This is a genomic window from Psychrobacter sp. (assembly GCF_018260395.1).
Lineage (GTDB): Bacteria > Pseudomonadota > Gammaproteobacteria > Pseudomonadales > Moraxellaceae > Psychrobacter.
Map to the genome: position 1 here is coordinate 1 of NZ_JAGLBC010000017.1, position 14,061 is coordinate 14,061.

The window sequence follows — 14,061 nt, forward strand, 5'->3', positions numbered from 1 at the left end:
TAAGCATCTATTAGATTATAAAGCTTTTGGAATAACGTCTAACCGTTAATTATTAAATCAATTAAATTCCGCAAAATATTAATTATCAATACTATATATTTCTAAAATAAATGGTGGATATGGCCTTAAAAAGTATAGGGTTTACAGTTTGGTGATTAACTTTTTATACGTTTTAGGCTATATTAGTGGCGAGAGTTAAACCCACCTGCAAGGCATAGGCAGCCCCCACAAATAAATCTACAGTTATTATCATAGACTAAAACGTTAATCATATACTAAAACGTTAAATTCCTGTGGCAGCTACCGAGCCTTCGTAAAATAATGAAAGAGGACGCTTATTGTGTTAGACGCATATCGTAAACATCTAGAAGAACGTGCCCAACTTGGTATCGTAGCATTACCACTATCTGAGCACCAGACTGCCGATTTAGTAGAATTATTAAAAAACCCACCAGCGGGTGAAGAAGAATTCTTAATGGATTTATTGGTTAACCGTGTACCATCAGGTGTTGACCAAGCGGCTTACGTTAAAGCAGCTTTCTTAGCAGCTATTGTAAAAGGTGAAGCAGTTTCACCACTAATTGATAAGAAAAAAGCTGTCGATATCTTAGGTACTATGCAAGGTGGTTATAACGTATTACCTTTAGTCGAAGCTTTGGATAATGCCGAAGTAGCAGAGAATGCTGCAGAAGCTCTAAAGAAAACGCTACTAGTATTTGATGCATTCAATGACGTTACTGAAAAAGCGGAAGCAGGTAATGCTAAAGCTAAAGAAGTCGTCCAGTCATGGGCAGATGCTGAATGGTTTCTAAACCGTCCAGAAGTACCACAAAAATCTACATATACCGCATTTAAAGTCACTGGTGAAACAAATACCGATGATTTATCTCCAGCTCAAGATGCATGGAGTCGTCCCGATATCCCATTACATTCTCTAGCCATGCACAAAAACTCTCGTGACGGCATTATTGCTGATGAAGAGGGCGTTCGTGGTCCTATGAAGCAAATCGAAACTTTAAAAGAAAAAGGTTTCCCTTTAGCTTATGTTGGTGATGTAGTAGGTACAGGTTCAAGCCGTAAATCAGCCACTAACTCTGTACTTTGGTTAATGGGCGATGATATTCCTAACGTGCCAAACAAGCGTGGTGGTGGTTTAGTATTAGGTGGCAAAATTGCTCCTATCTTCTATAACACCATGGAAGATTCAGGTGCGTTACCTATTGAAAACGTAAAAGTAGATAACATCGAAATGGGTGATATATTTGATGTTTATCCGTATGAAGGTAGAATCACAAAACATGATTCTGATGAAGTATTATCTACCTTTAAGTTGAATTCTAATACTTTACTTGATGAAGTTCGTGCTGGCGGTCGTATCCCATTGATCGTAGGTCGTGCTTTGACTAACCGTGCTCGTAACTACTTAGGTCTGCAACATTCAGAAGTATTTGCTAAACCAGAGCAACCTGCTTCTTCTAACAAAGGTTATACCTTAGCTCAAAAAATGGTTGGTAAAGCTTGTGGTATGGAAGGTGTACGCCCAGGTATGTACTGTGAGCCTAAGATGACTACTGTAGGGTCTCAAGATACTACTGGTCCTATGACCCGTGATGAGTTAAAAGACTTAGCTTGTCTTGGTTTCCAAGCCGATCTAGTTATGCAGTCTTTTTGTCACACTGCAGCTTATCCAAAGCCAGTTGACGTTGAAACTCAGCACACTTTACCTGACTTCATCATGAACCGTGGCGGTGTAAGCTTACGCCCAGGTGATGGTATTATCCACTCATGGTTAAACCGTATGCTGCTTCCTGATACCGTTGGTACAGGTGGCGACTCGCACACACGTTTCCCAATGGGTATCTCATTCCCAGCCGGTTCTGGTCTTGTGGCTTTTGCTGCTGCTACTGGTGTTATGCCACTTGATATGCCTGAATCAGTACGTGTTCGATTCGTTGGTGAGCGTCAAGAAGGTATTACCCTACGCGACCTAGTACATGCGATTCCTTTACAAGCGATCAAAGAAGGTTACTTGACTGTTGATAAGAAAGGCAAAATCAATGAGTTTAACGGCCGTATCCTTGAGATTGAAGGTCTAGAAGACTTAACGGTTGAGCAAGCCTTTGAATTATCAGATGCTTCTGCTGAGCGTAGTGCAGCAGGCTGTACTATTACCTTATCTGAAGAGTCGGTAACAGAGTACTTAAACTCAAACATTACACTACTTAAGTGGATGATTGCTGAAGGCTATGGCGATGCTCGTACGTTAAGCCGTCGTATTGAAGCAATGCAAGAGTGGCTCAAAAACCCAAGCTTAATGCGTGCTGACGCTGATGCTGAATATGCAATCGATATCACTATCGACATGAGCCAAATTAAAGAGCCTGTGCTTTGCTGTCCAAACGATCCAGATGATGCAAAAACATTATCTGATGTCGCTGGCGCTAAAATTGATGAAGTATTCATTGGTTCGTGCATGACCAACATTGGTCATTTCCGTGCTGCAGGTAAATTACTTCAGGAAGTTCCAGCTGGTAGTTTAACGACTCGTTTATGGATTGCACCACCTACTAAAATGGATGCTCGTCAGTTAATGGAAGAAGGGTATTATAACGTATATGCACAAGCAGGCGCACGTACCGAAATGCCAGGCTGTTCATTATGTATGGGTAACCAAGCACGTATTGCTCCTGGCTCTACTGCCGTATCTACCTCAACCCGTAACTTCCCGAACCGTCTAGGACAAGGTGCTAACGTATACTTAGCCTCTGCTGAATTGGCTTCGGTTGCTGCGGTACTTGGTAAGCTTCCTACTAACGAAGAATATCAACAATATGCTGGCATGCTTAATAGCATGGGTTCTGAAGTATATCGTTATATGAACTTCGATAAGATGGAAACTTATTCTGAAGAAGCTGATAAAATTAATGTGGCGCAACTATCGTAAGTTGATGCTCTAGGATTTTAGAAAGCTAGATAGCCCCTGTATCTTCGGATATGGGGGTTTTTTTTGGTAGATATTTTCATACTAAATTAATTACTAAATCAAATAATAAACTAGATATTTAATTAAGAATAATGATTAAATCAGGCGAAAAACTTGTTCTTGTATGAATTAATCTCTAATATTCTAGGGTGGACCAATACTTTAAGTATTCATAATTGCTGGTTTTGGAGTTGGAGTTGATTACGCTATCACCGCTTAGTCGTCGTTTGTTATATGTGATTGTATTTGAGTTTATTGCCATAATTTGCTCCACCTTTGTGCTAATGATGTTAAGTGGAAGCAACGTTTCTGAATCATTTCCCGTAGCAACTATGGTGTCCTTCGCAGCGATAATATGGAACTTTATTTATAATACTATGTTTGAGGCGTGGGAAAAAAAGCTTCAAGTCAATAAACGTACTCTATTTATCCGTAGCCTGCATGCGGTTGGATTTGAAGGTGGGTTGGTATTAATATGCTTACCGATATATATGCTTTGGTACAAAGTAGGACTTTTTAAAGCATTTACCATGGAATTGGCGTTATTGCTATTTTTTTTGGCCTATACTTTTATATTTACTTTGATATTCGATAAGATTTTTACTTTGCCCAATTTAAACTCATCAAAAAAATAAAAGAGCTACCGAATGCTAGCCCTTTTTTTTTACATCAGCTTAGGGCATGTCCCTATTTGCAAATTAAATAAGTTATGGTCTAAAAATGGCTATATTTTCGCCAAACTGTGTCTAATTTCTAGCTAATATGCCTATATTATCTTCAAAATTATTCGTGTTTGACAAAAACCTATCTCATTTTTAGCCTCATAATCCAAATAGAGACACGCCCTAATACAACTGCTTAAAAGCTGCTTATATTGTTTTAGAGCTATTTATTATAGATAGGCTTACGCTTTTCAATAAAGGCAGTAACCCCTTCAATAAAATTGTCCGTTTTAGCCAGTCTTGCTTGTTGCAGTACTTCCATATCTAAAGCTTCGTTAAGTCCCATATATGAATGGGTATTAATTAGATGCTTCATGGTTTCTAATGCAGTGACAGGGAGCTGACTTAAACGATTGGCAAGTTCCATAACTGCACTATCTAGCTCATCTAAGCTCACCACCTTATTGACAAGGTTTAAATCTGCCATATCTTGCGCTGTAATCTTATCGCCTAGCATTACCAATTCAGTGGTTTTTGCAGGGCCAACAAACTCATTGAGTAAATAAATACCACCAGCATCTGGCACAAGACCAATATGAACGAATGCCTGAACAAATTTTGCATTGTCAGCTGTGATGCGAAAGTCACATGTCAATGCCAAGTTCATGCCGGCACCTGCCACCGCACCTTCAAGTTTGGCAATAATTGGCTTATGAATCTTGCGTAAGAGTATGCTGATCTCACCGGCCCCAGTAACCATATTTTTTAGCTTCTCTGATAGAACTTCACGATCAAGACCTTCAGATAACATCTCTTGAATGTCTCCACCACTAGAAAAATTCCCACCTGCACCCTGTAATACGATAACCCGAACATTGTCATCGGTTTCGGCATTTTGTAGGGCGCTGATAAACGCAGATTTCATAGGCGTGCTAAAAGCATTTAAACTTTTAGGCTCATTTAGGGTAATGGTAGCAATATGGTTATTAACGTTATAAATTACAATATCTTGAGACTGGGTCATAGGTGATATCCTAATAAATTCAAATAAAGTTGGGATCCAAGTAGCGTTTACTAGCGGTGAACTGTTTTTAGGGCGTGTCCCTATTTGGATTATGAGGCTAAAAATGAGATAGATTTTTGTCAAACACGAATAATTTCGAAGATAATATAGGCATATTAGCTAGAAATTAGACACAGTTTGGCGAAAATATAGCCATTTTTAGACCATAACTTATTTAATTTGCAAATAGGGACATGCCCTAAGATCAATAAAAATATAATTTATAGACAGCTTGTTAGTTATACTCTTTTATTTGTACCGATAAAAAAATAATTATTTTAAAGAATCATGGATTTAAACGTTAATAACATACTCGTTTAACTTAGCTATAAACCGATCCACTTGCTTTTCTGGGGTTGCCCAAGAAGTTACCAAACGGCATATAGTGTTATTGTCATCTACTTGCTCCCATTCATAAAAATCAAATTCAGTTTTCATATGATTGATAATGTCATGAGGTAGGGTAGCAAATACTTGATTGCTCTGGGTAGGTACAAAAAGCTTTATACCATAATGCTCTAGGCCATCAGAGAGTTTTTTTGCCATAGCGTTGGCATGTAGGCAAAGTTCTAAATACTTGTCATCTTTTAACAATACTTCGAACTGTAGACCCAATAGAAAGCCTTTTGCCATTAATCCGCCATGACGCTTTAGGTAAATATTAAAATCAGTAGCGATTTTTTGGTTAGGAATGAATAAGATTTCACCAAACATTGCCCCCATTTTTGTACCACCAAACCAAAATATATCAGTCAGTTCTGCAAAATCGGCAATGGTCAAAGTACGCTCATTGGGGTCACTATAAGTATGCGCAATTGCGGCACCCAATCTAGCACCGTCCATAAACAGGTACATATCATTGCTACGACAATAGTCTGATAAAGCTTTTAGTTCATTATAAGTGTAGACCGTTCCAAGCTCAGTAGTATTAGAAATATAGACTGCTTTTGCTCTCACCACATGAGGGGCGAAACTATGACGCAGCTTCACTTTTTTTAACGCTTCAATCGTAAGTTTGCCTTGCGTGGACTCGGCTAAAATCACCTTATGACCTGTGGCCTCAATAGCGCCAGCTTCATTGACTGCAATATGACCCGTATCACAAGCCACAATACCATCGATAGGCGACAACATAGCGTCAATACAAACTAAGTTGGCTTGTGTTCCAGTGATTCCAAAGTGAATAGCAATATCTTTATTGTTTAACTGTGATTTTATTCGCTGTCGTACCCGATCTGAATACTCATCAAAGCCATAGCCTATATGTTGTTTTAAATGGGCATTTTGCATGGCAGTGATGATATCAGGGTGGGCACTCTCGCTATAGTCGTTTAAAAAATGAAACATAAATTTTTTATAATCTCTCATTGAGGTGGAAAGAAAATAGGGGTTAGGTCAGTGTCAGTATGAATCAGAAAAAATGAGCTACCAAAATTAAAATTCAGAAGGCTTTTTAAGAACATTTAAGAACATTCAATAAGATAAATGAAACTAAATTAAAACATCTCTAATTCTTCTATAATTTAAATCTAGCTCATATCTAATGATGAGATATTTACACTATATCCGAATACCTTGAGACTATTCATCATTCTCAAAGCTTGCATCTGACATATAATGATCAGGCGTTAAGTTAATAAAGCGAGTATATTGGCCCTCAAATGCTAGTCGCACTGTTCCAATAGGGCCATTACGCTGTTTACCAATAATGATTTCGGCAACCCCTTTAAGATCGGAGTTTTCATTATAGACCTCATCACGATAGATAAAAGTGATCAAATCGGCATCCTGCTCAATAGCACCAGACTCACGTAAGTCAGACATGATGGGGCGTTTATTTGGACGGTTCTCTAAACTTCGGTTCAACTGTGATAGAGCTATTACAGGACAATTTAGCTCACGTGCCAAAGCTTTTAAGCTTCTAGAAATCTCGGAAATCTCTTCAACACGATTACCCTTTAAACTAGGTACTTTCATAAGTTGTAGATAATCAACTATCACCATACCCATTTGACCATTATGATTTTTGGCAATACGGCGGCAGCGCGAGCGTACTTCTGAAGGGGGAAGAGCGGTACTGTCATCAATATAAAGATGTTTGTCTTGCAAATGCGAGATAGCATTCATCATACGAGCCCACTCATCTTCATTCATTTGAGCAGAACGCAAACTAGTTTGGTTAATCTGTCCCCAAGAAGACAGCAAACGCATCACAATAGACTCAGCAGGCATCTCCATTGAGAAGACCACTACTGGTAGATTTTCTCGGAATAAAACTCCTTCAGCTAAATTCATAGCAAAAGTAGTTTTACCCATAGACGGACGAGCAGCGACAATTACCAAATCACCACGTTGCAAGCCTTGGGTTTTATTATTTAACTCAGTAAAAGGTGTTCTTAATCCTATCATGCCATCAGGATTATTTTTTAGCTCGTCCATTTGGTCGATAACGTTAACCAATACAGACCCAACTTCAACTGGACCTCTTTGTTTAGCACGCTTGTTATGTTGCTCATTAATGGCAAAAATTTTGGACTCAACTGTATCAAGAATATCACTTACGCCACGTTCCCTTGGATCGTAGGCTAATGCAAGCATCTCATTACCGGTAGTAATAAGTTGTCGTAAGGTAGATAGCTCGCGAACACGCTCAGCATATGAGACGATATTAAACATAGTGCTAGGGCTTTGGGTAACAATATCTGCTAAATAACTCTCACCTCCAGCTTGCTTAAGTAGCTTTTGTGCGCTGAGCCAGTCATGTACCAAAACTGTATCATAAGGCTCACCTAGCGATGCTAAATGAGAGATAGCAGCAAATATATGCTGATGTCGACCTGCATAGAAATCATCTCTTGTCACTATATCAGATATCCTATCGAAGGATTCCTCAATACTCATTAAGGTAGCCAACAAAGCTTTTTCGATATCAACGTTGTGAGGAGGCTGTTGACTTAGTAAGTCGCTTAAACCAACATCATTGTTGTCATTCTTTTCGGTTTTCTTTTTACTTTCGGCCATAATTCTATTGTCATTGTCAAAGTACGATGATGTAAAAGGCTCAGCAAACAAACTAGCTGAAAATAGAGTGTTAATATTTATGATGCCACTATAAAAGACACTTAAATTAATTAATATATAGTTAGTTTAGGGAGTATCAAATGAATAATTATCTAGCCAATAAGTCGTATGTTGTCTTTGTTCAAAATGTTGTAAGTTTGGCTTAAATAGGTATATAAGCCAATAAAACACACTACTATGAATTAAAAATGGAGCATTTTTGTAGGATTGAAAACTTTTAGGCACTTTAAACTGTTTCGTATATTTAAAAATTTAGAGTCAAGATAATGTGACTAAAGTTTAGCACATTGACACCTAGTAAAGACTAAAATTCACATGATAATATGTTTGCTGCATACCCAATAAATTAAAAAATAGTTATCATCTCATCTTATGATTTAAACTACCAGCTATAAAAACCTACGATAAAAACTAACTATAAAAACCAACGATAAGGGATAAAAAATGAGCAATCAAAATAATGAGCCAGTTGTGGGAAAAACAACCCACTCAAATATTGATAATGCTCCCATAAAACCATTGGTTGTAACCACGGGAGAGCCAGCAGGCATTGGTATGGATATACTTTTGCAATTGGCGGTTGCTGGTCAACTTGCCCATCTTGACTTTCCTGTAGTGGTGTTGGCCAATGAAGCTGCTTTAAAGCAGCGATTTCAACAAGTGTATGGCTCAAGTGAGGATCATTTGATTCCCGAATTATGGCAGTTCATCGCGGATTCAGACGAAGTTCAAAGTTCAATTACTAGTTCTGAGGATTTTATAGATAGTAAAATATCGCAGCTTGATAAAGGTATAGTAAAGCCTTCTAAAAAACCAAGCTTTTATTTAATAAACGTTCATTGTGCTAAGCCAGTTAAAGCTGGTGAGCTAAAAGTGGCCAATGCAGACATGGTTATTACACAATTAGAAGTAGCTCATAAGCTTGCTGAATTAGGAATGGCATCTGCTATCGTTACTGGGCCTTTGCAAAAGTCAGTCTTAATTGAGGCGGGCATCACATTAGAAGATGGCTCAATGTTCACTGGTCATACAGAATTCTTTATGCAAAAAAGTGGCTGTGATAAAGTGGTGATGATGCTAGCCAATAAGGCAATGAAGGTGGCACTGGTTACTATTCATCTGCCGTTACGAGAAGTAGCAGAGGCAGTTACTAAAGATAATGTGCGTCAAACGGTAAAAATTGTATTAGATGACCTACGACAAAAGTTTGGATTAATGAAACCAAAGGTTTTGGTTTGTGGTCTTAATCCACATGCTGGCGAGGATGGCCATCTGGGCCGTGAAGAAATTGAAATAATTAATCCTGTGTTAAATGAATTTCAAGATCAAGGCATTGATATATCTTCTGCCATGCCAGCGGATACCTTATTTACTCAAAGACATCTGCAATATTGCGATGCGGTTATTGCCATGTATCATGATCAGGGATTGCCTGTGTTAAAATCTCATGGCTTTGGAGATACGGTTAACTTAACGCTAGGACTGCCATATATTCGCACCTCTGTTGATCATGGTACTGCCTTAGACTTAGCAGGTAATAGCAATAGTAGAAATGTGGTTACTGAATCTGTGGCGGTACAAGCGAGCAGTGGTAGTCTATGGCAAGCTTTAAAGATGGCAAACGATATGGCCAAATCTAAAAGAGCTCTTGGATAAGATAAATTCCAAAGTTTCAGAACCAAGTACTTACTTGAATTATGCTAAACTAAACCTCTTTTATAATTGATATTTAACGACATATGACAAATTCAGACGCTACAAAACACCCCTTACATGGTACTTTGCAAAGGGCGACTAAGCATCAGCCTCGAAAAAGGTTTGGTCAAAACTTTCTGCACGATGACAGTATCATTAGCCAAATTGTAGACTCTATTGATTTAAATCGTGATGATAACTTGGTCGAAATTGGCCCTGGAATGGGCGCATTAACTGAGCCCTTACTTCAGCAAGTTGATGCCATGACAGTAATTGAGCTCGACCGTGATCTAGCAAGTAGCTTACGTATTCGTATCGGTGCCAATAGCCATACTAATTTCGAAATCATTACGGCCAACGCCATGCAATTTGATTATTCAACATTGTATGATAAAAGTGATGGGGTTCAATCCAAAAAGCTTCGTATTGTGGGTAACTTGCCTTATAACATATCAACACCCTTGTTATTCACCTTATTAGAATATTCAGATATTATTGAAGACATGCACTTTATGTTGCAAAAAGAAGTGGTTGAGCGTATTACCGCAGATGTGGGCAGCAAGATATATGGCCGTTTGTCCGTTATTATGCAGTATCATTGCGAAACTCAATACTTGCTAACAGTGCCAAGAGGCGCATTTAATCCGCCGCCCAAGGTAACTAGTGCTGTGTTTCGATTACGACCACATCTAACTAAACCGGTACAGGCCGATGACGAAAAGCTATTTGCCTTAGTGGTCCGTGAAACGTTTAACCATCGCCGTAAGACATTACGTGCCATCTTCAAGCAGTCTTCATTAATGCCAACGTTAACAGATGAAGACTTTGTTTCAATCGCCATTGAAAGCAATGCTCGTCCTGAGACTTTAGATGTTCAAGATTTTGTGGTATTAAGTAACTTAGTCAATAGTAAACAACTTAAAGACAATAGCGAATAAATCAAACTTATTAAATATTAGTTCATAGAGCTAACTTGATTATAAGGAAGTGACTATATGGTTTGGCGAATTAAATGGGTTAGCGAATGAGATGGGTTAGCGAATGAACGAGTGGTTATTTGATTGATTAATTATTTAATTAAGTGATTAAGTGGTTAAGCAGCTAAAAATGTTTGGATTGAAATTATTAAATTAGCAAATACTAACTATATGAATGAGTGGACTATATGAAATACCGAGCAGAGTATGTTATTGGAGATTTACAAGGATGTTATGCTGCTTATTTAGACCTTCTTAAAGTCATAGAGTTCGATCCTACTCAAGATAAACTGTGGTTTGTGGGTGATATAGTGGCTAGAGGAGAGGATTCTTTATCCACCCTACGTCATGTAAAAGATTTATGTGAACAAGGTGCTGCAACCACTGTACTTGGTAATCATGATATTAATTTAATTGCAGTATGGAGAGGTTTTGCGCCTCTAAAAAAGAAAGACCAAACCGAAGCGATTCTCGAAGCGCCTGATTGCGATAAGCTACTTAATTGGCTTAGACGTCAGCCATTAATGGTACTTCCCAATGAACATACCGTTATGGTCCATGCTGGTATCCCTCCGCATTGGAAGATTAAAGAGGCTAAAAAATATGCTCACGAAGTTGAAGTGCAACTTTCAAGCAGTCTATTTCAATTAGATAGGGTCTTGCCACATCTTTATAATGGAGATGCCGATGCTTGGTCAGACGATTTAAATGGATTTACCAGAATTCGTGCTATTACCAATTATTTCACTCGAATGCGCCTGTGTAAGCAAGATGGATCGTTAGAATTTAGCTTTAAATCGAGTCTTACCGATGAGATGCCTGAGTCCTTCCGTCCTTGGTTTGAATGGCAAGTACCTCGTAGCCGAAAAATATTATTCGGACATTGGGCGGCATTAAAAGCAGATATAGATTTACCCAGTGCTAGAGCATTAGACGGTGGCTGTGTTTGGGGCAACTGCCTTGTGGCTTATAGACTTGAAGATGGTAAAATATTTACAACCTCAGACAACTGCCCAAGTGTTTAAAACTGTAGTTAGTAAGTTAACAATAAAAGTACGGGCCATTTAATGACCCGTATTTTTTTATTATTTTTAGTAATATGATTAAACCATTTGATAAAGTTACTCCGGTAATTTAGGAGGGTTCTTTGGTTTTGGCAAAGGTGTTTTTGCATTTATAGTTTTATCTTTAAGTGCCTTATCTTCTGTAGTTAGCTCTGGAGACGGTAGGTTCACTTCAGTGACTTCAATGACATCTGGGTCAATTAATGCAAATTCCTGATCATCTAAGTTTACTATCTTTTTCTCCGTAGCTACAGGTGGTTGATCGCCATTTAATTTATTGTGAAAATCATTCTTTTGATTCATCTCATTGATACGTTTGGTATCGATTGAAACGCCCTCTGGAAGCACTCTGACACTTGATAATCTACGTACAGCAAAGTGTTTGGGGAACAACTTATTTTTCTGAGATTTTGCAGCATCATCATGTATCATATAGCCTTGGCTGTCAATTTTTGCATATTTCATAGGCTCAGGCCGTGGTAAGAAAAAGTCCCTTGGCTGAGTAATTAAATGGGTAAACAACAATCGACTGATAGTCTTCCATTCAATAACCTTAACGCTTTTAGAACGTAAAGCAACAATCATTGCTAGAGAAAAGCTTACCAATAAGTTAACCGTACCAATGAGCACCACACCCAAAATTGAGAGCATAACTAGGCCTAAACTAAAGTCACCAGCTGCAATATTAAAAATACCGTGCGAGAAGTTGGCAGAAGCAAAAGCAATATGTCGGATATCAAGGGGTAGACCAAAAATAAAGCCTATAGTTGCGGTACTACCTAAGAAGACACCAAACAAGAAGTTACCCATAATGGCACCTAAGTTGTTTTCAACAAAGATACCGAAACGTTGTAACTTTGGCTGTGATATGAATCTTAATAAAAATTTATGGCGTCCAATACGCTCGCCTATTTTATTAAATAATGCTAAGTTATCGTAGTAGCCTGCAATAAGACCTGATAAAAATAAATACACACCGGCAATGGCTGCATGGAATATAGCCAATGAATGGAAAGGGTCAAGGTCATGTAATAAATGTTCAGCTTTTTCAACATCTATCATAGGTTTGCCACTAACCTGTAGCCAGACTAAAGATATGATTAAAGCCAGTGGCATAGCAATCATAACGTTACCTACAATTGCAATAAACTGAGTCCGTATAATATCTACCATAAGCTCAGATAGCTTAGCCAGCTGATGTGATTTTTTACCGGAGCTCTCTGAAATAGTAGAAGCAAGAGCTGCCGCTGTCATCGCCGGCTGTTTTGTAGCCACAGTACCATGAATTATATGTATAAATACGAAGCCTAGACCATAAATCATACTATTGACAAAAGCGCGCCCCATTGGGGCTAAATCTAAATCATAAGATAGGATTTTAGTCGTGGCCATAAAGGCAATAATAAACCCACCCACAGCCGCCATTTTGAACATCTTTATATAGCCGGATTTGTCCGTACTAATATAATGCTCACCAACTCGCCCTGAATTTTCAGTGATTTTTCGAGATAACAGCTTAGTATTGTTATCAATTAGGTAGCGCATACTATATCGTCGTTTAACACTGACAATAATGGATTGTGTTAACTCGACAATGGCCTTATCGCGTTTTTTCTCATTATTTGACAATAGTTCGCTTAAGATATAAATGCGATCTAAGCTTTGCTCAAGGCGCTGTAGCATATTGGTCAGTCGAATTGAAATACCGGTTTTATAAATACGTTTTCGTACTGTACTGACGATATTATCGCACTGATCAAGCATCACTATCAAAGGAGAATTATCGGTTTCAGACCTAGGGGTCAAGTCTTGATAATCATCTAACCGATGAGCCTCTCGGTAATCACTGGCAAATAGAACCGCCTCTTGGTTTTGAGCAACAAAAGATGCTGAGTAATCTAGCATCTGCGGATAGGCCTTCATCAAATCTGGATGAAGACCAATACCACTAACTCGATAAGAAAGAATGACTAAAGCATTAAGAATATTGTTTTTAGCAGTAGCAATTAAATTAGAGTGAGACTTATCTACCTTAATAAGTTCGATTAAATCATCCCATAATGCAGTATCAATTGAGGCTAACCAACGCTCATCATTTTTTCCACCAAATAAATAAGCGACCAACTCAACAATAGAATCGTCCTCAGGTAATAAAGGAACAAAGCGATGTCCAATCAAGCGATTTAAGCTCGTGGTAAACGTTTCATCCGACAAAATACCTGTATCAATATAAAGTGACATTGTATGATATTGGTTTAATAGGGTTAGCATAAATATAGCTAACCCATTAGCATACTCAGGATGTTTACGCAAAAGATCATTTAAAGCTCGAATCTTTTGATTAGGCAGTTCGGGATTTGTTTTATATTCAGACTCTGATACTCTCAAAGTATTAATTAATTTTTTGAGCACATATGGCTCAGGGCTGTCGCACAGTGCATTTATTTTATGCAATATATCTTGTAATTCTGCCACTTAATTACCCTTATTCGTTCTGATAATGAGAAGGTAGCTTAAAGCATAATTTTTTTCAATC

9 protein-coding genes are annotated in these 14,061 nt (G+C 38.1%); 5 read left to right on the forward strand and 4 right to left on the reverse strand.

The window, feature by feature from the left end; genetic code table 11:
* Positions 1 to 340: 340 nt before the first annotated feature.
* Positions 341 to 2,944, forward strand: coding sequence for a bifunctional aconitate hydratase 2/2-methylisocitrate dehydratase (gene acnB / locus QZ265_RS02685; RefSeq protein WP_296403149.1), 2,604 nt, complete (start codon positions 341 to 343; stop codon positions 2,942 to 2,944).
* Positions 2,945 to 3,180: 236 nt separating this feature from the next.
* Positions 3,181 to 3,618, forward strand: a complete 438-nt coding sequence (locus QZ265_RS02690; RefSeq protein WP_296403150.1) for a PACE efflux transporter — start codon at positions 3,181 to 3,183, stop codon at positions 3,616 to 3,618.
* Between the two features lie 250 nt (positions 3,619 to 3,868).
* Here the strand turns inward: QZ265_RS02690 and QZ265_RS02695 are convergent, their stop codons facing one another.
* The 3 genes from QZ265_RS02695 to dnaB all read right to left on the reverse strand — a co-directional run bounded on the left by QZ265_RS02695 (position 3,869) and on the right by dnaB (position 7,729).
* Positions 3,869 to 4,669: an enoyl-CoA hydratase-related protein gene (locus QZ265_RS02695; RefSeq protein ID WP_296403152.1), complete on the reverse strand. Its 801-nt coding sequence runs from the start codon at positions 4,667 to 4,669 to the stop codon at positions 3,869 to 3,871.
* 333 nt (positions 4,670 to 5,002) lie between these two features.
* Entirely contained in the window at positions 5,003 to 6,055 is a 1,053-nt protein-coding gene (locus QZ265_RS02700) for a beta-eliminating lyase-related protein (RefSeq protein ID WP_296403154.1), read from the reverse strand.
* Positions 6,056 to 6,289: 234 nt separating this feature from the next.
* Entirely contained in the window at positions 6,290 to 7,729 is a 1,440-nt protein-coding gene (gene dnaB / locus QZ265_RS02705; protein ID WP_296403156.1) for a replicative DNA helicase, read from the reverse strand.
* A gap of 504 nt (positions 7,730 to 8,233) precedes the next feature.
* On the opposite strand from dnaB, the gene pdxA reads away from it, so the two are divergent.
* The 3 genes from pdxA (at position 8,234) to QZ265_RS02720 (ending at position 11,486) form a co-directional block, all read left to right on the forward strand.
* Positions 8,234 to 9,445: a 4-hydroxythreonine-4-phosphate dehydrogenase PdxA gene (gene pdxA / locus QZ265_RS02710; RefSeq protein WP_296403158.1), complete on the forward strand. Its 1,212-nt coding sequence runs from the start codon at positions 8,234 to 8,236 to the stop codon at positions 9,443 to 9,445.
* 83 nt (positions 9,446 to 9,528) lie between these two features.
* Positions 9,529 to 10,422 (forward strand): 16S rRNA (adenine(1518)-N(6)/adenine(1519)-N(6))-dimethyltransferase RsmA, encoded by an 894-nt coding sequence (gene rsmA, locus QZ265_RS02715; protein ID WP_296403159.1) that lies wholly within the window; start codon positions 9,529 to 9,531, stop codon positions 10,420 to 10,422.
* A gap of 227 nt (positions 10,423 to 10,649) precedes the next feature.
* The gene (locus tag QZ265_RS02720) at positions 10,650 to 11,486 is read left to right on the forward strand and encodes a symmetrical bis(5'-nucleosyl)-tetraphosphatase (protein WP_296403161.1); all 837 of its coding nucleotides are present in this window, start codon (positions 10,650 to 10,652) and stop codon (positions 11,484 to 11,486) included.
* Positions 11,487 to 11,582: 96 nt separating this feature from the next.
* Here the strand turns inward: QZ265_RS02720 and QZ265_RS02725 are convergent, their stop codons facing one another.
* On the reverse strand, positions 11,583 to 14,000 hold the full coding sequence (locus QZ265_RS02725) for a site-specific recombinase (protein ID WP_296403163.1): 2,418 nt from the start codon (positions 13,998 to 14,000) through the stop codon (positions 11,583 to 11,585).
* Positions 14,001 to 14,061 lie beyond the last annotated feature (61 nt).